General features: G+C 62.1%; 25 protein-coding genes and 2 tRNA genes. 21 read left to right on the top strand and 6 right to left on the bottom strand.

Features of this window, described 5'->3' with window-relative positions; all coding sequences use genetic code 11:
* Window positions 1-106: 106 nt before the first annotated feature.
* Window positions 107-916 (bottom strand): LuxR C-terminal-related transcriptional regulator, encoded by an 810-nt coding sequence (locus ACQY7X_RS19695; RefSeq protein WP_428247108.1) that lies wholly within the window; start codon window positions 914-916, stop codon window positions 107-109.
* Window positions 917-1,122: 206 nt separating this feature from the next.
* A complete protein-coding gene (locus ACQY7X_RS19690; RefSeq protein WP_428247107.1) occupies window positions 1,123-1,551 on the bottom strand; it encodes a winged helix-turn-helix transcriptional regulator in 429 nt (142 codons plus the stop codon).
* Window positions 1,552-1,636: 85 nt separating this feature from the next.
* Here ACQY7X_RS19690 and ACQY7X_RS19685 point away from each other — a divergent pair, with 85 nt between their 5' ends.
* Window positions 1,637-2,371 carry an SDR family NAD(P)-dependent oxidoreductase gene (locus ACQY7X_RS19685; protein WP_428247106.1) on the top strand — a complete coding sequence of 245 codons (735 nt, stop codon included), beginning with the start codon at window positions 1,637-1,639 and terminating at the stop codon, window positions 2,369-2,371.
* A gap of 145 nt (window positions 2,372-2,516) precedes the next feature.
* On the opposite strand, the gene ACQY7X_RS19680 is transcribed toward ACQY7X_RS19685, so the two are convergent.
* Window positions 2,517-2,591, bottom strand: a tRNA-Asn gene (locus ACQY7X_RS19680).
* A 133-nt stretch (window positions 2,592-2,724) separates the two neighbouring features.
* Between ACQY7X_RS19680 and ACQY7X_RS19675 the strand changes: the two genes are divergently transcribed.
* The 7 genes from ACQY7X_RS19675 to ACQY7X_RS19645 all read left to right on the top strand — a co-directional run bounded on the left by ACQY7X_RS19675 (window position 2,725) and on the right by ACQY7X_RS19645 (window position 7,216).
* Window positions 2,725-3,147, top strand: a complete 423-nt coding sequence (locus ACQY7X_RS19675) for a PaaI family thioesterase (protein ID WP_428247105.1) — start codon at window positions 2,725-2,727, stop codon at window positions 3,145-3,147.
* A gap of 185 nt (window positions 3,148-3,332) precedes the next feature.
* The gene (rplM, locus tag ACQY7X_RS19670) at window positions 3,333-3,800 is read left to right on the top strand and encodes a 50S ribosomal protein L13 (RefSeq protein ID WP_428247104.1); all 468 of its coding nucleotides are present in this window, start codon (window positions 3,333-3,335) and stop codon (window positions 3,798-3,800) included.
* A gap of 2 nt (window positions 3,801-3,802) precedes the next feature.
* Complete coding sequence (gene rpsI / locus ACQY7X_RS19665) at window positions 3,803-4,285, top strand: 30S ribosomal protein S9 (RefSeq protein WP_428247103.1); 483 nt, start codon at window positions 3,803-3,805, stop codon at window positions 4,283-4,285.
* 199 nt (window positions 4,286-4,484) lie between these two features.
* The gene (locus ACQY7X_RS19660; RefSeq protein ID WP_428247102.1) at window positions 4,485-5,039 is read left to right on the top strand and encodes a hypothetical protein; all 555 of its coding nucleotides are present in this window, start codon (window positions 4,485-4,487) and stop codon (window positions 5,037-5,039) included.
* A 2-nt stretch (window positions 5,040-5,041) separates the two neighbouring features.
* On the top strand, window positions 5,042-5,584 hold the full coding sequence (locus tag ACQY7X_RS19655) for a hypothetical protein (protein WP_428247101.1): 543 nt from the start codon (window positions 5,042-5,044) through the stop codon (window positions 5,582-5,584).
* Window positions 5,585-5,705: 121 nt separating this feature from the next.
* Entirely contained in the window at window positions 5,706-6,656 is a 951-nt protein-coding gene (locus tag ACQY7X_RS19650) for a hypothetical protein (RefSeq protein WP_428247100.1), read from the top strand.
* 26 nt (window positions 6,657-6,682) lie between these two features.
* Window positions 6,683-7,216, top strand: coding sequence for a hypothetical protein (locus ACQY7X_RS19645; RefSeq protein WP_428247099.1), 534 nt, complete (start codon window positions 6,683-6,685; stop codon window positions 7,214-7,216).
* A gap of 12 nt (window positions 7,217-7,228) precedes the next feature.
* Here ACQY7X_RS19645 and ACQY7X_RS19640 read toward each other — a convergent pair whose 3' ends face one another.
* The 3 genes from ACQY7X_RS19640 to ACQY7X_RS19630 all read right to left on the bottom strand — a co-directional run bounded on the left by ACQY7X_RS19640 (window position 7,229) and on the right by ACQY7X_RS19630 (window position 10,069).
* Window positions 7,229-8,407 (bottom strand): vWA domain-containing protein, encoded by a 1,179-nt coding sequence (locus tag ACQY7X_RS19640; protein WP_428247098.1) that lies wholly within the window; start codon window positions 8,405-8,407, stop codon window positions 7,229-7,231.
* Window positions 8,408-8,437: 30 nt separating this feature from the next.
* Complete coding sequence (locus ACQY7X_RS19635) at window positions 8,438-9,283, bottom strand: AAA family ATPase (RefSeq protein ID WP_428247097.1); 846 nt, start codon at window positions 9,281-9,283, stop codon at window positions 8,438-8,440.
* A gap of 132 nt (window positions 9,284-9,415) precedes the next feature.
* Window positions 9,416-10,069, bottom strand: coding sequence for a MarR family winged helix-turn-helix transcriptional regulator (locus tag ACQY7X_RS19630; protein WP_428247096.1), 654 nt, complete (start codon window positions 10,067-10,069; stop codon window positions 9,416-9,418).
* A 155-nt stretch (window positions 10,070-10,224) separates the two neighbouring features.
* On the opposite strand from ACQY7X_RS19630, the gene ACQY7X_RS19625 reads away from it, so the two are divergent.
* The 13 genes from ACQY7X_RS19625 (at window position 10,225) to nuoK (ending at window position 21,056) form a co-directional block, all read left to right on the top strand.
* The gene (locus ACQY7X_RS19625) at window positions 10,225-11,172 is read left to right on the top strand and encodes an RNA polymerase factor sigma-32 (RefSeq protein WP_428247095.1); all 948 of its coding nucleotides are present in this window, start codon (window positions 10,225-10,227) and stop codon (window positions 11,170-11,172) included.
* A 69-nt stretch (window positions 11,173-11,241) separates the two neighbouring features.
* Window positions 11,242-11,318, top strand: a tRNA-Asp gene (locus ACQY7X_RS19620).
* A gap of 481 nt (window positions 11,319-11,799) precedes the next feature.
* Window positions 11,800-12,165 carry an NADH-quinone oxidoreductase subunit A gene (locus tag ACQY7X_RS19615; protein ID WP_341981427.1) on the top strand — a complete coding sequence of 122 codons (366 nt, stop codon included), beginning with the start codon at window positions 11,800-11,802 and terminating at the stop codon, window positions 12,163-12,165.
* Window positions 12,156-12,743 carry a NuoB/complex I 20 kDa subunit family protein gene (locus ACQY7X_RS19610; protein WP_428247094.1) on the top strand — a complete coding sequence of 196 codons (588 nt, stop codon included), beginning with the start codon at window positions 12,156-12,158 and terminating at the stop codon, window positions 12,741-12,743. Before ACQY7X_RS19615 ends, ACQY7X_RS19610 begins: the two co-directional genes overlap by 10 nt.
* Before the next feature lie 12 nt (window positions 12,744-12,755).
* A complete protein-coding gene (locus tag ACQY7X_RS19605; protein WP_428247093.1) occupies window positions 12,756-13,388 on the top strand; it encodes an NADH-quinone oxidoreductase subunit C in 633 nt (210 codons plus the stop codon).
* A 1-nt stretch (window position 13,389) separates the two neighbouring features.
* Window positions 13,390-14,571 (top strand): NADH-quinone oxidoreductase subunit D, encoded by a 1,182-nt coding sequence (locus tag ACQY7X_RS19600; protein WP_428247092.1) that lies wholly within the window; start codon window positions 13,390-13,392, stop codon window positions 14,569-14,571.
* Window positions 14,568-15,215 carry an NADH-quinone oxidoreductase subunit NuoE gene (gene nuoE, locus ACQY7X_RS19595; RefSeq protein WP_428247091.1) on the top strand — a complete coding sequence of 216 codons (648 nt, stop codon included), beginning with the start codon at window positions 14,568-14,570 and terminating at the stop codon, window positions 15,213-15,215. The genes ACQY7X_RS19600 and nuoE overlap by 4 nt, the downstream gene beginning before the upstream one ends.
* Before the next feature lie 13 nt (window positions 15,216-15,228).
* Window positions 15,229-16,527 carry an NADH-quinone oxidoreductase subunit NuoF gene (gene nuoF / locus ACQY7X_RS19590; protein ID WP_428247090.1) on the top strand — a complete coding sequence of 433 codons (1,299 nt, stop codon included), beginning with the start codon at window positions 15,229-15,231 and terminating at the stop codon, window positions 16,525-16,527.
* A 4-nt stretch (window positions 16,528-16,531) separates the two neighbouring features.
* Window positions 16,532-18,586 (top strand): NADH-quinone oxidoreductase subunit NuoG, encoded by a 2,055-nt coding sequence (gene nuoG, locus ACQY7X_RS19585; protein ID WP_428247089.1) that lies wholly within the window; start codon window positions 16,532-16,534, stop codon window positions 18,584-18,586.
* Window positions 18,579-19,610, top strand: coding sequence for an NADH-quinone oxidoreductase subunit NuoH (gene nuoH, locus ACQY7X_RS19580; RefSeq protein ID WP_428247088.1), 1,032 nt, complete (start codon window positions 18,579-18,581; stop codon window positions 19,608-19,610). Before nuoG ends, nuoH begins: the two co-directional genes overlap by 8 nt.
* A 3-nt stretch (window positions 19,611-19,613) precedes the next feature.
* Entirely contained in the window at window positions 19,614-20,102 is a 489-nt protein-coding gene (gene nuoI, locus ACQY7X_RS19575; RefSeq protein ID WP_428247087.1) for an NADH-quinone oxidoreductase subunit NuoI, read from the top strand.
* A gap of 28 nt (window positions 20,103-20,130) precedes the next feature.
* A complete protein-coding gene (locus ACQY7X_RS19570; protein WP_428247086.1) occupies window positions 20,131-20,742 on the top strand; it encodes an NADH-quinone oxidoreductase subunit J in 612 nt (203 codons plus the stop codon).
* Between the two features lie 5 nt (window positions 20,743-20,747).
* Window positions 20,748-21,056 carry an NADH-quinone oxidoreductase subunit NuoK gene (gene nuoK / locus ACQY7X_RS19565; RefSeq protein ID WP_428250082.1) on the top strand — a complete coding sequence of 103 codons (309 nt, stop codon included), beginning with the start codon at window positions 20,748-20,750 and terminating at the stop codon, window positions 21,054-21,056.
* Window positions 21,057-21,069: the final 13 nt, after the last annotated feature.

The raw sequence follows: 21,069 nt of genomic DNA, 5'->3' as shown, positions 1-21,069 counted from the left end.
TCACTGCTTTCAATGCCAAGGATACGCTGGAGAAGCACCGCCGGATCATTTTCCGGATGTGACGTTTTGGTAAGGCAGCAGAATCGGGCTGGGTGTGCTAGCCGGATCAGTCCTGCTCGTTCATGCGCAGGGCGAGAGAGGCTGCCTGGGTGCGGTTGAACACCTGCAGCTTGGCGAAAATCTGGCGTAAATGTGCCTTCACGGTCACTTCCTGCACGCCCAGGCGCAGGCCGATGGCCTTGTTGGAATCGCCATGGCTGAGCCATTTCAGCACTTCGCGCTCGCGCTCGGTGAGGCTCAGCAGGCGCGGGTCCGGCGCCGGGCTCGGCGTTTCCGGCATGTCGCCGCCCTGGGCATCGCCGCGCAGCAGCCGCAGCAATTCGCGGTCGTCGGCGCCGGAGCGAGCGCGCTCGATCAGTTCATCCAGCTTTGCCGCCGCCTCGAAGGTTGGCAGCAGTTCTTCATAGATGCGCAGTGCCTTCACCACGGTGAGCAGCATGCTTTGCTGCGTCAGCTCGGTCTTTTCCTTGTAGTCGTTGATCGAGTGGTTGCTCACCACATCCAGCGGCGGCGCCTGGCCGGGCTGGCCGGTGCGGATCACGATCTGCACGGATTTGTTGCCCAGCACGTCGCGGATGTAATTCACCAGCTCGATGCCGGCATGTTCGGTTTCCATCACCACGTCCAGCAGCACCAGGGCGATGTCCGGATTGCGCTCCAGGATCGGCCGTGCCTCGGTGGCGGAGTGGGCGGAAAGGAATTCCAGGCCGCGCTCGTGGTAGGTGAAATTGCGCAACAGCAGCTTGGTCAGCGCATGTACATCAGGCTCGTCGTCGACGATCAGCAGCTTCCAGGGCGGTGCCGGTGCGTCGGTCGAGCCGTCTTTCGCGGCAATGTCGGTATAAGTGTCGGGCAAGGTAAATCCGGGGTCGGAGTGCAAGCGTCACTGTAGCGCAAGCCAACAATTAAGGCGCAGCTAATTCTATCCCTGCGATGGAAATTTCCCAAATTCCAAGATTTTTGCCCGCCAGGGCAGGGGGTGGGCGACAATAGTTCTATTCAAAGTCGGGAATTTCTACCGTGCCGCCTGGCGGCTGCCGCAGTGATCCGGGCAAGGGCGGTTTAGCGCCGGTTGCTGTTCAACACCTCGCGTTCGGCGAAAAGGCGGGTGACCTCCGCCATGTTTTCCGTGCCCCAGGTGCAGAGCGGCACCAGGGCTTCGGCCAGGCTGTGGCCCAGGGGCGTGAGGCTGTAATCCACCCGCGGGGGAACTTCCTTGTAATCGGTGCGCTTCACCAGATCGTCTGCTTCCAGCTCCTTGAGCTGCTGGATCAGCATCTTGTCGCTGACATCGCGCACGGCGCGCCGCAGCTCGCCATAGCGGATCGGTCCGTTCTGGGCGAGGAAATAGAGGATCAGCGGTTTCCACTTGCCGGAGAGGAGCCGCAGGGTGGCGTCCAGGCCGCAGGTGAAACCGGGGATCGTCGGGGTGCAGTTCTGGGCCGGTGCGGGGACTGGGGCGGGAGACTGCGCTGAATGTTCGGATGACATTTTTAGGATACTTACCAAAAGGTGCATACTTGTCAATAGGTGAGTATAGCGCCAGCTCAGTGCTACCCCAACCAAGGAGCACATCATGGGCAGACTACAAGGTAAGACGGCAGTAGTGACCGGTGGCGGCAGCGGCATCGGGCTAGGGGCCGCGAAGCGGTTCGTGGAGGAAGGCGCCTTCGTCTACCTCTTCGGGCGGCGGCAGGCGGCGCTTGATGCCGCCGTGGCGCAGCTCGGGTCCTCGGCACGAGCCGTGAAAGGCTCGGTGACGGATATGGCCGACCTCGACCGGCTATATGCGGCGGTGAAGGCCGAGCGTGGCGGGCTTGATATCCTGTTCGCCAATGCCGGCACCGGCTCGCTGGCGCCGTTGGGCGAGATCACGCCGGAGCATTTCGACCAGACCTTCGACATCAATGTGAAGGGCCTGGTATTCACGGTGCAGAAAGCCCTGCCACTGATGGGATCAGGGGCGTCGATCATCCTCACCGGCTCGAGCACCGGGGTGATGGGGACGCCGCAATTCAGTATCTACAGCGCCACCAAGGCGGCAATCCGCAACCTGGCGCGCAGTTGGGCGCTGGATCTGCGCGGCACCGGTATCCGCGTCAATGTCCTCTCGCCCGGGCCGACCAGGACCGAACTGGCGCTTGAGGTCGTGGGCGAAGAAGCCTTGGCCGGGCTGGGTGCCGCAACGCCGATCGGGCGCATGGGTGACCCGGCGGAGACAGGGGCGGTGGCGGCCTTCCTGGCATCGTCCGACAGCAGTTTCATGACCGGCGGCGAGGTCTTCGTCGATGGTGGCCTGGCGCAGGTCTGAACTCACTGTACTTGGGGGCTTCGGCAACAGGAATCGAAGCCCCCAGGGCGCCATGATGAACGCGTTACCCCAAAGGGTATTGCCAGCACTTAGATGGATTGAATGTGAGGAAGGGCGCGGATATGGGCGCCACGCGCTGAAAGCGTGGCTCCCAGGGAGGGATTCGAACCCCCGACCGGGCGGTTAACAGCCGCCTGCTCTACCACTGAGCTACCTGGGATCAGCGCGGCGCGGAAAGTAGCCTCGGCTCCCTCGATCCGCAAGCCTTGTATTCGAAAATTTCGTTCGCCACCCCAGGGGCGGTTTCGGGCCGCTGCGGCACATGCTAATCGGGATTGGTGAGGAGACCCGAAATGCAGATGACGATTGCCGAGCTGCAAAGCTTCATGGCACGCGAATTCCCGCAAATGGCGCCACTTAACATGCAGGTGGAAGCGTTCGACGGCCACATGCTGCGGCTGTCGTTGCCGGTGAGCGAGGCGCAGTTGCGGCCCGGCGGCACGGTCTCCGGCCCCACCATGATGACCCTGGCCGATTGCGCCGCCTACCTGCTGCTGCTCGGCCAGATCGGCCCGGTGGCGCTGGCGGTGACAACGAATCTGAACATCAACTTCCTGCGCAAGCCGGAACCGAAGCGCATGACGGCGGAAGCGCGCATGCTGAAACGTGGCAAGACCCTGGCGATCATGGAGATCGGCATCTACTCGGAAGGGGTGGAAGAGGGGCCGGTGGCGCATGCGACACTGACCTATGCCATTCCGCCTGCCAGGAAATAGTCTAACATATTGATTTTATTCATATTGACCGGCGGTAATATATTACCGCCTTATAAATCATTGAAAAACGCGGGATTTCTGTTGACGCGCGGCAGGTTTGCGCGCATAACCCGGCCCCGATCGCCCTGGGTGTTTGCCACCCTTGGCCTGACCCCCTGATCAGGGGCCAAAACTAGGATAGTGCAATGAAGACCTTTTCCGCCAAAGAGTCCGAGGTCGAAAAGAAGTGGATTTTGATCGATGCCGAGGGCCTGGTGCTGGGCCGTCTGGCCAGCCTGATTGCCATGCGTCTGCGTGGCAAGCATAAGCCGATCTTCACTTCCCATGTCGACACCGGTGACAACGTCATCGTCATCAACGCCGAGAAGGTGCGTCTGACTGGCCGCAAGGCACAGCAGTCCGTGTTCTACTGGCACACCGGCTATCCGGGCGGCGTCAAGGGCGCCACCATGGGCCAGCGCCTGCAGGGCCGCTTCCCCGAGCGCGTCATCATGAAGGCTGTTGAGCGCATGCTGCCGAAGGAGAGCCCGCTGGCTCGCCGTCAGCTCACCAAGCTCAAGGTTTACCAGGGTACCGAACATCCGCATGCCGCGCAGCAGCCGGTGAAGCTGGACGTCGGTGCGTTGAATCCGAAGAACAAGAGGACTGACTAATCATGGCTGAGTCCCGCACTCTCGCCGACCTGAGCAAGACCAAGGCCGTTGCTGCCGCTCAGGCCGCCGAACCCGTTCATGAGCGCAAGGTCGACAAGCTTGGCCGCGCCTATGCCACCGGCAAGCGCAAGGACGCGGTCGCCCGCGTCTGGATCAAGGCTGGCACCGGCAAGTTCGTGGTCAATGGCAAGGAAAGCAACGACTACTTTGCCCGCCCGGTGCTGCGCATGCTGCTGCAGCAGCCGTTCTCGCTGACCAACCGCGCCGGCCAGTTCGACATCTACGCCACCGTTTCCGGCGGCGGCTTGTCGGGCCAGGCGGGTGCGCTGCGTCACGGCATCTCGAAGGCACTGACCTATTACGAGCCGGCACTGCGTCCGGCGCTGAAGGCCCAGGGCTTCCTGACCCGCGATCCGCGCGTCGTCGAGCGCAAGAAGTACGGCAAGCCGAAGGCCCGCCGCTCCTTCCAGTTCTCGAAGCGCTAAGCGACCAAAAGCCGCTAATTGCTACCAATTGCTACGAAGGCCGGGGTGCAACCCCCGGCCTTTTTGCTTATGTGCGGTTGCTATTACCAATTGCTTCGCTTTAACCAGCACTCAACTGTTGATTCGCCATACTGAATCGCCCACAGTCTGCGCAATGAGCGGATTCGTCCGCAGGGTCCAACAGGGAAGCATAATCGCCATGACACTGGCCGATATGGTCTTCGCCTTGCTGCCGGCTATCGGGCTTTTTTTCATCGTCGGCATTTCTGCCAACTGGCTTGAAGAGGCCGCGCAGCATTATGCGCGCCGCGAGCTGAAATTCGATGAGGAGAACGAGCGCCTGCGTGCCGCCTATGATGCGGTGAACGAACGCGCGCAGCAGATCGAGGCCGAGCAGGACAAGCGCGCCGAACGCGAGCGCAGCCTGCTGCAGCTCCAGAACGAACATTCCAACGCGATGGCGGAAGAGATCAAGCTCACCGACCCGCGCAACATCACCGTGTTCGAGCATGGCATCCCGACGCCCAATGCGGTCGGCTATTACGCCAAGGCGGTCGGTCCGGCCAACGCGTATCCCTTCGATGGCAAAGGTTCCGGCACCAGCGGCGTGCATGGCCGTCGCTATGCCCGCTTCCTAGTCTGGGGCACCAGTCAGGCCAATGCCGACAAGATGATCAAGCAGTGGATCGGCCCGCAGGGCCAGGTCCTGGAATTCCGTCCGTTTACCGGCAAGATCAAGATGACGGAGATCTGACGGTGACTCTGAACGACTTCATCGAAACCCTGGTCGTCGCCGCCAATCTCGGCATCTTCCTGCTGGTGGTGCTCACCATTTCCGAGCGCCTGCGCTCCGGCTGGCGCCTGATCGAACGCCAGGTGCAGGAAATCGTGTCGCGCCGTGAGCAGGCCGAGAAGGATCAGTCGCATTACGACGATACCCTGGCCGATGAGCGCAAGAAGGTAGGCGAAATCGAAAGCCAGATTTCGCGGGCACGCTCGGAACTGGAATCGCTCGAAGGCCGCCATGGCGAGACCGATCTGCCGTTCTTCTACACCGCGACGCCGATTGAAGGTGTCGATGCGCGCTTCCCGTCCTGGCGCCTGATGGCACATAACCCGCAGCTCGGCCAGCGCGCCATGCAGCTTTCGGAAACCGCCTATCAGTGGAATGAGGGCCGCTTCTACGAAATCCCGGCGCCGACCCATGCGGCAGCCCGTGCCGCCCTTGAGCGCATCCTGCCGCCGCAGGATGGCTTCTTCGTCCGCGTCGTCGACGACGAAAAGAGCGGCGTGGCTTAAGACAGCATCCAATAGCTGTTGGGCTGCGTATATCTCCTGTTGAAACAAACGGCGGCCCACCTATTTCCTGGGCTGTGAACGCCCCAACGGGCGGGAGATCAGTATTTTAATTGCCAGGGCCATGATCGATTCAATCCATACGGCTGTGTCATTGCCGGATCGTTTCGACTTCACGCATCCAGAATTGCGTCGTCCTGGGGCTTATTTCACCCTCGGCGAGAATCGCGAGCCCGTGCTGGCGGTACCGATAGGAAGCCTGACCGGCTCGGTGACGCTGAGGGCTTTGGCTGGCAGTCTCAATCTGCCGGCCGATAATCTGGATTGCGTGTTGCTTGAACTGGTGCCGCTGGCGCTGCGCTATCGGCGGAAACTTGAGGCTGGCTCCGAGATGCCGAGTGAGCTTTCGGATGGCAGCCCGTCCTGGCTGCCTCAGGCACATGTGCAGCAACGTGGCGCTGCCCAGGTCTGGCGGGCATTGCAGCCGGATAGCGCGGGCAATGCGCCACAGTTGGGCGGCAATACGGCGGAAGAGCTGCGCCAGATGGTCTTCCGACTGCGGCCCATGCTGCCGCAACTGAGTGCCGAAGCATTGGAGAAGCGTCTGCGCCAGGTGATTTTGGACTTGGCCCGGGCTGATTGGGTGCGTCGAGCGACAAGTACCTTGCAACGCACACTGGGCGAGATGGCACAATTTGCCGCAGCGAGGCCAGGCGATCCGGTTGGCGATGTGGCGCGGCGTACCGCTATGCTGCTGCGTAATGTTGCTGTCTGGGGTACGCAGCGTGCCATGCAATGTGATGCGGCGACATCAGATGTACGCCGATTATTACAGGAGCCGCAGACCTTGCAGCATCGCGCTTGGACTCTGCTTGGTGAATTGCGCGCCATGGCATTGGATGTCGAGCCGATTGTCATTCAGTGGCAACAGGCTCGCAGCCGTGGTGACGGCGTAAGGATACGCGATCTGGACCATATTCTGCGATTAGCCGTGGCACGCTATAGCAGTTTCGACCCGGAGATTTTCTCCAGGCCGAAATTGCCTGATCCGCCGAATGGAACATTCGATGCGTGATCTGGCCATGAGGATGGGGGCTTCCGATGAATACTGATCACCCTGCTACCAAAAGGCATGCGACGGCAATGGAGCCGCTCAGCCTGCGCGGTTACCAGGAACTGCCGCTGCTAGCCCTGAAGGATTATCCGGCTCTCACGGTTTGTCATCAGGCATGGGTAGCGGCGCAGTCTGGCCGCGGCTTGCCGGCAGTGATCGAGGTCGAAACCCTGCCACCCGAGGTGATGCCCTATACCATGCTGCTTGATTACCTGCCGGATGAAGCCGATGTTCGGGTACGGATTGCCGGTCTATATGTTGGCGAACGCAGCAATCAGGCCGGTGGTGGCAGACGGTTACGCAATTTCTTCAGCGAAGATGACGCCCGCATCGTCTTCGCGTCCATGCGCAGAGTTGCCGAAACTAAGCTGCCGAGTTTGGCACGCCGGAGCTATGTGGCGCTTAACGGAACACAATACACCTATGTGCGCCTGATCCTGCCGCTTTCGCTGGATGGCAACACCGTGACAGGGTTCTTCAAGACCATCGAGCCGGAAACACTGGTGACGCAGCCGGCATGATGATGCAGGCTGCTACCGGTTCAATTCCTTCATCGCGCTTTCTAGGCCGCCAAGCGTAAGCGGGAACATGCGCTGGCTCATGAGCTGGCGCACGACGCCGACCGAGGGCGTGAAGTCCCAGTATTTTTCCGGTACCGGGTTGAGCCAGGCGGCTTTCGGCCAGGTATCGAGCATGCGCTGCATCCACACCGAGCCGGCTTCCTCGTTCCAATGCTCGACGCTGCCGCCGGGCTGCACGATCTCGTAAGGCGACATGGTGGCGTCGCCGACGAAGATCAGCTTGTAGTCGCTCTGGTATTTGCGCAGCACTTCCCAGGTCGGCTGGAATTCATTGTGCCGGCGGCGGTTGTCCTTCCACAGCTTCTCGTAGACGCAATTGTGGAAGTAGAGGAATTCCATGTGCTTGAATTCGGCGCGCGCTGCCGAGAACAGTTCCTCGCAGACCTTGATATGGTCGTCCATCGAGCCGCCGATATCGAACAGCAGCAGCACCTTCACCTTGTTATGCCGCTCTGGCACCAGCTTGAGATCGAGATAGCCGGCATTGTTGGCGGTCGATTTGATGGTGTCGGGGATATCCAACTCCATCTCGGCGCCATCGCGGGCGAATTTGCGCAGGCGGCGCAAGGCCACCTTGATGTTGCGCGTGCCGAGTTCGACGCTGTCATCCAGGTTCTTGTATTCGCGCTTGTCCCACACCTTCACGGCGCGGCGGTTGCGCGACTTGTCCTGGCCGATGCGTACGCCTTCGGGATTGTAGCCATAGGCGCCGAAGGGAGAGGTGCCGGCGGTGCCGATCCATTTCGAGCCGCCCTGGTGGCGTTCCTTCTGCTCCTCCAGGCGCTTCTTCAACGTCTCCATCAGCTTGTCCCAGCCGCCGAGCGCCTGGATCATCGCCTTTTCTTCTTCCGTCAGGGTCTTTTCGGCCAGCTTGCGCAGCCATTCCTCGGGAATTTCGGCCGAGATGGTATCGGAGACGAATTCCAGGCCGTTGAACACCTGTGAAAACACGCGGTCGAACTTGTCGAGGTTGCGCTCGTCCTTCACCAGGGCGGAGCGGGAGAGATAGTAGAAATCCTCCACGCTGTAATTCGGCACGCCCTTTTCCATCGCCTCGATCAGCGTCAGATATTCGCGCAGCGTTGCCGGCACCTTGCTCTTGCGCAGTTCGAGAAAGAAGTTGATGAACATGGCGCCCTCCCTGGATGCCTGGTTCAGACCTTAGCGGTTCTCACGCCGGGCGATGAAGGCAAGGCGTTCGAACAGATGCACATCCTGCTCGTTCTTGAGCAGCGCACCAGCCAGCGGCGGGATCAGCTTGCCCTGTTCCTTGGTCTTGAGCGCTTCCGGCGGCAGATCCTCGGCCATCAGCAGCTTCAGCCAGTCGAGCAGTTCAGAGGTCGAGGGTTTCTTCTTCAGGCCTGGCGTCTCGCGCAGTTCGTAGAAAACATTTAGCGCCTCGCGCACCAGATTGCGCTGCACGCCGGGATAATGCACCTCGACGATCTTCTCCATCGTCTCGCGGTCGGGGAAGCGGATGTAGTGGAAGAAGCAGCGGCGCAGGAAGGCGTCCGGCAGTTCCTTCTCGTTGTTCGAGGTGATGATGACAATGGGGCGCTGCGCCGCCTTGATCGTCTCGCCGGTCTCGTAGACGAAGAATTCCATGCGGTCGAGTTCGAGCAGCAGATCGTTCGGGAATTCGATATCGGCCTTGTCGATTTCGTCGATCAGCAGCACCGGGCGGTTGGCGCCGGTGAAGGCATCCCACAGCTTGCCCTTCTTGATGTAGTTCTTGATGTCATGCACGCGCTCCTCGCCGAGCTGGCCGTCGCGCAGGCGCGACACGGCGTCATACTCATAGAGGCCCTGCTGCGCCTTGGTGGTGGACTTGATATGCCAGGTGAGCAGGGGGGCGTTCAGCGCTTTGGCCACTTCGATCGCCAGCACGGTCTTGCCGGTACCCGGCTCCCCCTTCACCAGTAGCGGGCGCTCCAGCGTTACCGCGGCGTTCACCGCCACCATCAGGTCGTTGGTCGCGACATAGGAATCGGTACCGGTGAACTTCATCGTCGTTTCCTGGAATTTGTTGGTCTGGGTTGGTTTCAAACACTGGTTAGGCTAATGCGCGCGGGCGTGCGGCGCAATATTGCCCTTGCGGTAATCGGCAGGATGAAAGGCTGAAGGCGGGGGGACTCCAGGCTACTCGGCGCTGCCGGCGGTGCCGTGGCTCTTGTAGCTGACGCAGAGCTGGTTGCGGTCGGTGTGGCTCAGCGCGTCGCCGGTCTTGCCGCAATGATGCGTGGTCTCGACCGGGTTGAGGTGGTTGACGCAGAACAGCGAGCAATCCTGGCAGACGCCGTATTGCATCACCTCATGGCGGTTCTGCAATTCATAAAGCAGCTTGGAAAGACCGCGCACCAGGCTGGAGCCGCAATCGGCGGCCATGTCGTCGATGGCTTTTTCCAGCGTGCGCATCGGGTCGCGCGCCAGCATCGTCCGGCCTTCATCGGTCAGGCGCAGTTCCACGCCACGGCGGTCGCAGGTTTTTTTCACCCGGTCGACCAGGCCCTTGTTCTCCAGCGCGATCAGCGTCTGGGACACTGTACCCTTGGTTGACCCAAGGTAATCTGCCAGGGCGGAGGGGGTGCGGGAATAGCGGTTGGCCTGGGCCAGGAAACGCAGCACTTCCCATTGGGCCGGATTCAGGCCGTCGACGAACTGGAGTTCGCGGGTGAGGCGGCCCAGGCGGTCCAACAATAGGGTAACCCTTTGTGCCAGCATGGTTTTTGCGGCAACTTCGGGCTCCGGCGTTGGCGCCTCGAGCGGCATGTCGTGCAGTGGTGTGACAGCCATCACAAGTTCGTAGCGACTCTAAATTATCATTTGCCAGAACACGGTTCCGGGTGCAGGATCATAGCGACCCGATACCAGTCCCTCGCCGTGTCCCTACGGCCCATCGAATCGAGATGGTAGTGCGGACGGGTTGGAAAGTCGATGGAGGATCTACCATGAGCCTGCGCAACACCCCGAGCCGCTCCCTGGAAGGCGCCGACCGCCGCTACCTCTCCACGGTCATGAACAAGGCGATGCTCACTGAGGAGCAGGAGCTGTCGCTGGCCAAGCGCTGGAAGGACCAGGGCGACCAGCAGGCCATGCAGCATATGGTATCCGCCTATCTGCGCCTGGTCGTTGCCACCGCCGGCCGCTTCCGCAATTACGGCCTGCCGATGGCCGACCTGATCCAGGAAGGCAATATCGGCCTGATGCTGGCGATCAACCGCTTCGACCCGGACCGTGGCGTGCGGTTCTCCACCTACGCCACCTGGTGGATCCGTTCCTCGATGCAGGAATATGTGCTGCGCAACTGGTCGATCGTGCGCTCCGGCACTTCGGCTGGCCAGAAGGCGCTGTTCTTCAATCTGCGCTGGCTGCGCGCCAAGCTGGAACGCAATGGCGGCAGTCTGACGCTGGATAGCGCCAACCGCGACGAAATCGCGGCCACGCTCAAGGTCTCGCCGAATGAGGTTTCGGCCATGGCGATGCGGCTTTCCGGCCGCGACCATTCGCTGAACGAGCCGATGGGCGGCGAGGAGGGCGGCGAGGCGTTCCAGGATTTCCTGGTCGATCCGGGCCCGAATCCAGAGCAGCAGACGGAAGCCCGCCATGACGGCGCGCTGCGCCACACCTGGCTCACCGAATCGCTGGACCAGCTCAACCCGCGCGAACGCCTGATCGTTTCCGAGCGCATGCTCAACGACGACAAGGTGACGCTGGAAGAACTGGGCGAGCGCCTCGGCGTCACCAAGGAGCGGGTGCGCCAGATCGAGACCAAGGCCTTTGCCAAGCTGCAGGGGCTGGTGCTGAAGCGCAGCCGCGAGGCCGGCGAAACCTCGCTGATCGAGGGCTTCCTGCCGGCCAAGGTGAAGGCGGAAACCGGCAACTGCGCCTATTGCTGAAAAAGCGCCTCGCCCGCCCGCCCTGTGCTTGACATGGGGCGGGCGGGGAGGTACACCCACCGCCGCTGCGGGGGTGTAGCTCAGTTGGTTAGAGCGTCGGCCTGTCACGCCGAAGGTCGCGGGTTCAAGTCCCGTCACTCTCGCCATTTCTTCAATGGCTTACGCAGCGAAGTGAGATGAAAAGGGCGGCCCCTCGGGCCGCCCTTTTTCGTTGCCTGGATGCTTTCCCGATCAGAACCGGCCCCTGAGCCAGTTCACTCCGGCAGGGCCTGACGCCTGTTGCCCATTATACAACCGCTGAGCGGCGCGACTCCGGCGCCTGCCGGAAGACATTTTCCCGGCTTCCGGCAGGGCTTTGGCGGGGCCGGGGAGTGGGGCTTGGCCGAGGCTTTGGCAGGCTGTTAGCGCGACCTTCTGCAGCACTCTCGGATGAAGCCGCTAGGTGCTTGATTTGCTGCCGTTTAACGCCTTCTGCGAGTCATTCGCAAAGGGCTGTTTACGGAGATTATCCAGGGGCTAAATTATTGCGGTGCGGCACATAACGGTCTAATACTCCCCAAGCCTTCGGTGGGTGGGACTGCCAGGGGCTGACTTCTTGCTGTTTTCTATACAGAGGAGAGTGCAACCGTGGACGCCCTACTGCGGGAGTACCTGCCGATCCTGCTGTTTCTCGGCCTGGCAATCGTCCTGGCCCTGGTGATGGCATTGCTGCCGTTCGTGGCAGCCAAGCGCAATCCTGATCCAGAAAAGAATTCCACCTACGAATGCGGTTTCGAGCCGTTCTCGGACTCGCGGCGCCAGTTCGATGTGCGCTTCTACCTGGTGGCCATCCTCTTCATCATCTTCGACCTTGAAGTCGCCTTCCTGTTCCCCTGGGCAGTGGCGCTCGGCGATATCGGTGTGTTCGGCTTCTGGTCGATGGTTGTGTTCCTCGGCGTGCTGACCGTCGGCTTTATCTATGAGTGGAAGAAGGGAGCGCTGGAATGGGAGTGAGCGGCGCCATGGACAAGACCCCCGCGACTGCCCCGGGCAATGCTGCCGGCGGCCCAGGCACGGCGATGCAACTCGGCTCGCCTCAGGATGCCTTCTTCAAGGACCTGTCGGATGAACTCGCCGACAAGGGCGTGGTGGTTTCCTCGCTGGACAAGCTGGCCAACTGGGCCCGCACCGGTTCGCTCTGGCCGATGACTTTCGGCCTCGCCTGCTGCGGCGTGGAAATGATCCATGCCTACATGGCGCGCTATGACCTCGACCGTTTCGGTTCCATGCCGCGCGCTTCGCCGCGCCATTCCGACGTGATGATCGTGGCCGGTACGCTGACCAACAAGATGGCGCCGGCTTTGCGCAAGCTCTATGACCAGATGGCGGAGCCGCGCTACGTCATCTCCATGGGTAGCTGCGCCAATGGCGGCGGCTATTACCACTATTCCTATTCCGTGGTGCGCGGCTGCGACCGCATCGTGCCGGTGGACATCTATGTGCCCGGCTGCCCGCCCACGGCGGAAGCCCTGGTCTATGGCCTGCTGCAGCTGCAGAAGAAGATTCTGCGCACTACCACCATCGCGCGCTGAACGGGGCCCCGCATGACGGATCAAAAAGCGCTGACCGCCGAGCAGGAGCTGGCGCTCAAGGAACTGGGCGAGCATATCGCTGTCAGCCTGCCAAACGATGTGAGCAGCTTCCGCGTCAGCCTGGGCGAACTCACGCTTGAGGCGCCGGCTGACCGCATCGTCAACCTGCTCACCTTCCTGCGCGATGAAGGCAACTGTCAGTTCGTGCAACTGATCGACGTGTTCGGCGTTGACTGGCCCGAACGCGAGAAGCGGTTCGACGTGGTCTATCACCTGCTCAGCCTGAAGCTGAACCAGCGTATCCGCGTTACCGTGCAGACCGACGAGGATACCCCGGTGCCTTCGATCACCGGCGTGTTCTCCGCCGCCGGCTGGTTCGAGCGCGAAACCTGGGACATGTATGGCGTGATGTTCTCGGGCCATCCGGACCTGCGCCGCATCCTCTCGGATTACGGTTTCGAGGGGCATCCGCTGCGCAAGGATTTCCCGCTCACCGGCTATGTCGAAGTGCGCTACGACAATCAGCAGAAGCGCGTGATCTACGAACCGGTGCAGCTCTCGCAGGAATTCCGCCGCTTCGATTTCATGAGCCCGTGGGAAGGCGCCAAGTATGTGCTGCCGGGCGACGAAAAGGCAAAGGCGTAACATGGCTGAAGTCGAGATTGCCAATTACACCCTGAATTTCGGCCCGCAGCATCCGGCCGCGCATGGCGTGTTGCGCCTGGTGATGGAGCTGGACGGCGAAATTGTCGAACGCTGCGATCCGCATATCGGCCTGCTGCATCGCGGCACCGAGAAGCTGATCGAGAACAAGACCTACCTGCAGGCGGTGCCGTATTTCGACCGCCTGGATTACGTCGCGCCGATGAATCAGGAGCATGCCTTCGCGCTCGCCACCGAGCGCCTGCTGGGCCTGGAAGTGCCGCGCCGCGGCCAGTTCGTGCGCGTGATCTTCTCCGAGATCGGCCGCCTGCTGAACCACATGCTGAACGTGACCACGCATGCCCTCGATGTCGGCGCCACCACGCCGGCCTTGTGGTGCTTCGAAGAGCGCGAGATGCTGATGGAATTCTACGAGCGCGTTTCCGGCGCCCGTATGCATGCAGCCTACTTCCGCCCGGGTGGCGTGCACCAGGACATGCCGAAGGGCTTGGCCGAGGACATCTACAAGTATTGCGAACGCGTGCAGCCGGTGCTCACCGATGTTGAGAACCTGCTCACCGAAAACCGCATCTACCGCCAGCGCAACGTCGATATTGGCGTCATCTCGGCCAAGGATGCGATTGACTGGGGCTTTACCGGCGTGATGCTGCGCGGCTCGGGCGTCGCCTGGGATCTGCGCAAGTCGCAGCCCTATGAAGTCTACGAGGAAATGGATTTCGACATTCCGGTCGGCAAGAACGGCGATTGCTTCGACCGTTACCTCTGCCGCGTCGAGGAAATGCATCAGAGCGTGCGCATCCTGCGCCAGTGCATCGAGCAGATGCCGGAAGCCGGCCCGGTCTCGTCCGATGACCGCAAGGTGGTGCCGCCGAAGCGCGGTGAGATGAAGAATTCGATGGAAGCCCTGATCCATCACTTCAAGCTCTACACCGAAGGCTATCGCGTGCCGGAAGGCGAAGTGTATGCCGCGGTGGAAGCGCCGAAGGGTGAGTTCGGCGTCTATCTGGTATCGGACGGCTCCAACAAGCCGTATCGCTGCCGCATCCGCGCCCCGGGCTTTGCCCATCTGCAGGCGACGGATTTCATGTCCAAGGGCTACATGCTGGCCGATGCCGTCTCGATTGTCGGCAACATGGATATCGTGTTCGGAGAAATCGACCGATGAGTGGCGTCCATATCGCACCGCCCGAGCAGCAGCCCAAGGACTTCGCCTTCACGGCGGAGAATCTGGAGAAGGCCAAGGCCTTCATTGCCAAGTATCCCGCTGGCCGCCAGCGCAGCGCCACCATGCCGCTGCTGGATCTGGCGCAGCGCCAGCATGATGGCTGGGTGCCGCTGGCCGCGATCCGCCACATCGCAGACATGCTGAGCGTGCCGGAAATCCGCGTGCTGGAAGTCGCCAGTTTCTACACGATGTATAATCTCGCGCCGGTGGGTAAGCATTTCGTGCAGGTCTGCACCACCACGCCGTGCTGGCTGCGCGGCTCGGAACAGATCGTCGCCGCCTGCGAGAAGCACCTCGGCATCCATTGCGGCGAGACCACTAAGGACGGCCAGTTCACCCTGATCGAAGTCGAATGTCTCGGTGCCTGCGTGAACGCGCCGATGATGCAGGTGGCTGACGATTATTACGAGGATCTCGACGCCGCCAGCACGGTGAAGATACTGGAGGCCCTGCAGCGCGGCGAGAAGCCGCAGCCGGGGCCGCAGAATGGCCGCATCACTTCGGCGCCGCTGGGCGGCCCGACCACGTTGCAGAGCTTCAACCCGCCGGCCCAGGGTAGCGCCCCGGCCGGTGGCGGCGAATAAGCGGAGCCCGGGCATGTTGCAGGATAAGGACCGCATCTTCACCAATCTCTACGGCCAGCAGCCGTGGAACCTGGCCGCCGCGCGCCGTCGCGGTGACTGGGATGGTACCAAGGACATCATGGCCAAGGGCCAGGACTGGATCATCGAGGAGATGAAGAAGTCCGGCTTGCGCGGCCGTGGTGGCGCAGGCTTCCCCACCGGCCTGAAATGGTCGTTCATGCCGAAGCAGTCCGATGGCCGCCCGAGCTATCTCGTCGTCAATGCCGATGAGGGCGAGCCGGGTACCTGCAAGGACCGCGACATGATGCGCCACGATCCGCATAAGCTGATCGAGGGCTGCCTGCTCGCCGGCTTCGCCATGCGTGCCGTTGCCGCCTACATCTATATTCGCGGTGAATTCCACTATGAAGCCAACGTGCTGGAAGCCGCTATCGACGAGGCGCGCGCTGCCGGCCTGCTCGGCAAGAATGCCTGCGGTTCGGGCTATGATTTCGATGTCTTCGTGCATCGCGGTGCCGGCGCTTATATCTGCGGCGAGGAAACCGCGCTGATCGAAAGCCTGGAAGGCAAGAAGGGCCAGCCGCGCCTGAAGCCGCCATTCCCGGCCAATGTCGGCGTCTGGGGCTGCCCGACCACGGTGAACAATGTCGAGAGCATCGCGGTGGCGCCGACCATCCTGCGGCGCGGCGGCGAGTGGTTCGCCGGCATCGGCCGCCCGAACAACACCGGCACCAAGGTTTTCTGCATTTCCGGCCACGTCAACAAGCCGTGCAATGTGGAAGAGGAGATGGGCATCCCGCTCAAGGAACTGATCGAGAAGCATGCCGGTGGCGTGCGTGGCGGCTGGGATAACCTGCTGGCGATCATTCCGGGCGGCTCCTCGGTGCCGATGCTGCCGAAGTCGATCTGCGATGACGTGCTGATGGATTTCGACTCCTTGCGCGCCCAGCGTTCGGGTCTTGGCACCGCCGCCGTGATCGTGATGGACAAGAGTACCGATGTGGTGCGCGCCATCGCCCGGCTGGCCAAGTTCTACAAGCATGAATCCTGCGGCCAGTGCACGCCGTGCCGCGAAGGCACCGGCTGGATGTGGCGCGTCATGGAGCGTCTGGTGAAGGGCGAGGCCGAGAAGCATGAAATCGACATGCTGCTCGAAGTCACCACGCAAGTGGAAGGCCACACCATCTGCGCGCTCGGCGACGCCGCCGCCTGGCCGATCCAGGGCCTGATCCGGCATTTCCGCCCCGAGGTGGAGCGCCGCATCGAGGCTTATCACGCCGGCAAGCCGGTCCTTCCCGTGGCTGCGGAGTAAGCCCATGCCGACTTTGACCATCGACGGCATCCAGGTAACGGTAGAGCCCGGCACCACCGTGTTGCAGGCCTGTGAACTGGCCGGCAAGGAAATCCCGCGCTTCTGTTATCACGAACGCCTCAGCATCGCCGGCAATTGCCGCATGTGCCTGGTGGAGCAGGAGAAGGCGCCGAAGCCGATTGCTTCCTGCGCCATGCCGGCCGCCGATGGCATGGTGATCAAGACCGACACGCCGCTGGTGAAGAAGGCGCGTGAAGGCGTGATGGAATTCCTGCTGATCAATCACCCGCTGGATTGCCCGATCTGCGATCAGGGCGGCGAGTGCGATCTGCAGGACCAGTCGATGGGCTACGGTAAGGGCAAGTCGCGCTACGACGAACACAAGCGCGCGGTGAAGGACAAGAATATGGGTCCGCTGGTGGCTACCACCATGACCCGTTGCATCCATTGCACCCGCTGCGTCCGCTTCGCCACCGAGATTGCCGGCGTGCCCGATCTGGGCGCCATCGGTCGCGGCGAGGATACCGAGATCACCACCTATCTCGAAAAGGCTTTCGCCTCCGAGCTTTCCGGCAACGTGATCGATCTTTGCCCGGTCGGCGCGCTGACCTCGAAGCCCTATGCCTTCACCGCCCGTTCCTGGGAATTGCGCAAGACCGAGACCGTCGACGTGATGGACGCGCTCGGCAGCAATGTCCGTATCGATGTGCGTGGCCGCGAAGTGATGCGCGTGCTGCCGCGGCTGAATGAAGCCGTGAACGAGGAATGGATTTCCGACAAGACCCGCTTTGCCTATGACGGCCTCAAGAAGCGCCGCATCGACCAGCCCTATATCCGGGTGAACGGCAAGTTGCAGCAAGCGACCTGGAACGAGGCGTTTGCCGCTGTCGCGGCTGGCCTCAAGGGGCTTTCGGGCAGCGAGATCGCCGCCGTTGCCGGCGACATGGCCTGCGCTGAAAGCGTGATGGCGCTGAAGGACCTGCTGGGCAAGCTCGGCTCGACCCTGACCGAATGTCGCCAGGATGGTGCCCGGCTCGATCCGGCGAACCGCGCCAGCTATCTGTTCAATGCCGGTATCGCGGGCATCGATCAGGCCGATGCGATCCTGATCGTCGGCAGCAACCCGCGCAAGGAAGCCGCCGTGCTGAACGCGCGGCTGCGCAAGCGCTACCTGCGCGGCAACGTCAAGATCGCCGTGATCGGCGAAGCCGCCGATCTCACCTACAAGTATGAACATCTCGGCACTGGTCCGGCGATGCTGAAGGCCATTGCCGATGGCCAGCATGCTTTTGCCGAGGTGCTGAAGAACGCCAAGAACCCGCTGCTGATCCTGGGGCAGGGCGCTGTGGCCCGCGCTGACGGCGATGTGGTGCTGGGCTTGGCCTGGCAGGTGGCGGATCGCTGCGGCCTGGTGAAAGACGGATGGAACGGCTTCTCCGTACTGCATACGGCGGCCGGCCGCGTCGCCGCGCTGGATCTCGGCTTCACGACCGCTGGCGGCATCGACGGCATCATTGCCGGCACCCAGAGCGGCGCCATCAAGGCGCTGTACCTGCTCGGCGCCGATGAATTCGACACCGCCAAGATCGGCAATGCCTTCGTGGTTTATCAGGGCAGCCATGGCGATGCCGGTGCGCGCCGCGCCAACGTGGTGCTGCCGGGTGTGGCCTACACCGAGAAGGACGCGATCTGGGTCAATACCGAGGGCCGCGTGCAGCTTGGCCGCCGCGCCGCCGCAGCACCCGGCGATGCTCGCGAGGACTGGGCGATCCTGCGCGCGCTTTCCGATGTGCTGGGCCAGAAGCTGCCCTATGACAATCAGGGCGCGCTGCGCCGCCGCATCCTGGAAGTGGCGCCGCATTTCGGCGCCGTCGACCGTATCACCCCGGCGGCCTGGGCCGTGTTCGGCGTCAATGGCGTGCCGAACGATGCGCCCTTCGCATCGCCGGTGACTGATTTCTACCTCAGCAACCCGATCGCCCGCGCCTCGACCACCATGGCCGAGTGTTCCGCGGTGATGCGTGGCGAAACCCTGGCGATGACGGGCTCCGATGACTGATACGCTGTTTCAGACTCTCTGGCAGGGCTACATCTGGCCGGGTGGCCTGATCCTGGCCAACATCCTGGCGCTGGTGGTGCCGCTGCTGATCGCGGTGGCCTATCTCACGCTGATGGAGCGCAAGGTGCTGGCCGCCATGCAGCTGCGCATGGGTCCGAACGTGGTTGGCCCCTTCGGCCTGCTGCAACCCTTCGCCGATGCCGTGAAGCTGATCTTCAAGGAACCGATCATTCCGTCGGGCGCCAACAAGATCCTGTTCATCATGGCGCCGTGCCTCACCTTCATCCTCGCCCTGGTCGCCTGGGCGGTGATTCCGGTGGCGGAAGGCTGGGTGATCTCCAACCTGAATGTCGGCGTGCTGTACCTGTTTGCGATTTCCTCGCTCGGCGTCTACGGCATCATCATTGCCGGCTGGGCCTCGAATTCGCGCTACGCCTTCCTCGGCGCGCTACGCTCCTCGGCGCAGATGGTGTCGTATGAAGTCTCCATGGGCTTCGTCATCATCACCGTGCTGCTCTGCGTCGGCTCGTTGAACCTCACCGCCATTGTCGAAGCCCAGCGCACGGTATGGTTCGCCATTCCGCTGCTGCCGATGTTCGTGATCTTCTTCATCTCGACCCTGGCCGAGACCAACCGCCATCCGTTCGACCTGCCGGAAGCGGAAGCCGAACTGGTTGCCGGCTATCAGGTGGAATATTCGTCGATGCACTTCGCCCTGTTCTTCCTGGGCGAATACGCGAACATGATCCTGATGTGCGGCATGACCACGATCCTGTTCCTCGGTGGCTGGCTGCCGCCGTTCAATGTCGCGCCCTTCACCTGGGTGCCGGGCATCGTCTGGTTCTTCCTCAAGATCTTCATCCTGCTGTTCATCTTCATCTGGATCCGCGCCGCGCTGCCGCGCTACCGCTATGACCAGCTGATGCGGCTGGGCTGGAAGGTGTTCCTGCCGATCTCGCTGTTCTGGGTGATCGCGACCGCTGGTGTGCTGGTTGCCTTCGACCTCCTGCCGAAAGGGATGTAAGCCATGGCACTGCTCGATCGCGGCGCCCGCGCCATCTTCCTCACTGAAATGCTCGGCGGCCTGTGGCTGACCTTCAAGTACATGTTCCGGCCACGTGCGACTGTGAACTATCCCTATGAGAAGGGGCCGCTCAGCCCGCGCTTCCGGGGCGAACATGCGCTGCGCCGCTATGCCAATGGCGAAGAGCGCTGCATCGCCTGCAAGCTCTGCGAAGCGGTCTGCCCGGCACAGGCCATCACCATTGAGGCCGAGCCACGCGACGATGGCTCGCGCCGCACCACGCGTTACGACATCGACATGACCAAGTGCATCTATTGCGGCTTCTGCCAGGAAGCCTGCCCGGTGGATGCCATCGTCGAAGGTCCGAATTTCGAGTTCGCCACCGAAACCCGTGAGGAGCTGTTCTATGACAAGGACAAGCTGCTGGCGAATGGCGAACGCTGGGAATACGAGATCGCGCGCAACATTGCCGCCGATGCGCCTTACCGGTGAGCGCGGCAACGGGCGAGGGGGATAGAGTATGATTGTACAGGCCTTGGCCTTCTATCTGTTCGCGGCCATCACGGTGGCCAGCGGCGTCATGGTGATCGCGGCGCGCAATCCCGTGCATAGCGTGCTGTTCCTGATCCTGGCTTTCTTCAACGCCGCCGGCTTGTTCGTGCTGATGGGTGCTGAATTCTTGGCGATGATCCTGGTCATCGTCTATGTCGGCGCCGTGGCGGTGCTGTTCCTGTTCGTGGTGATGATGCTGGACATCAACTTCACCGAACTGCGCCAGGGTTTCCTGCAATACCTGCCGGTCGGTGCGCTGATCGGCCTGGTGCTGCTGGTGGAACTGATCCTGGTGCTGGGTGGCCTGGTTGCCGTGCCGCAGACGGCGCAGGCGCAGCTGCCGATCCCCGATCCGGCCAAGGTGCATAACACCGCCGCCTTGGGCCAGGTGCTCTATACCAAGTACATCTATCTGTTCCAGGGCTCCGGCCTGATCCTGCTGGTGGCCATGATCGGCGCCATCGTGCTGACCCTGCGCCATCGTCCGGGCGTGCGCCGCCAGGATATCGGTGTGCAGACCGGCCGCCGCCGCGATGAGGCGGTGGATATCCGCAAGGTCGAGCCGCGGAAGGGAATCTGATCATGCTGACCATCGGCCTTGGCCATTACCTCACCGTTGCCGCGATCCTGTTCACGCTCGGTATCTTCGGCATCTTCCTGAACCGGAAGAACGTCATCATCATCCTGATGTCGGTCGAATTGATGCTGCTGGCGGTGAATATCAATCTGGTGGCCTTCTCCACCCATATGCAGGATCTGGTCGGCCAGGTCTTCGCCCTGTTTGTGCTCACCGTGGCGGCGGGCGAGGCGGCGATTGGCTTGGCGATCCTGGTGATCTATTTCCGCAACCGCGGCTCCATCGCGGTTGAGGACATCAACATGATGAAGGGCTGAGGCCGGCGATGAC

Origin of the sequence: Ferrovibrio sp., assembly GCF_965278975.1 — a bacterium.
Lineage (GTDB): Bacteria > Pseudomonadota > Alphaproteobacteria > Ferrovibrionales > Ferrovibrionaceae > Ferrovibrio.
This window is presented reverse-complemented; position numbering and strand designations above follow the sequence as displayed.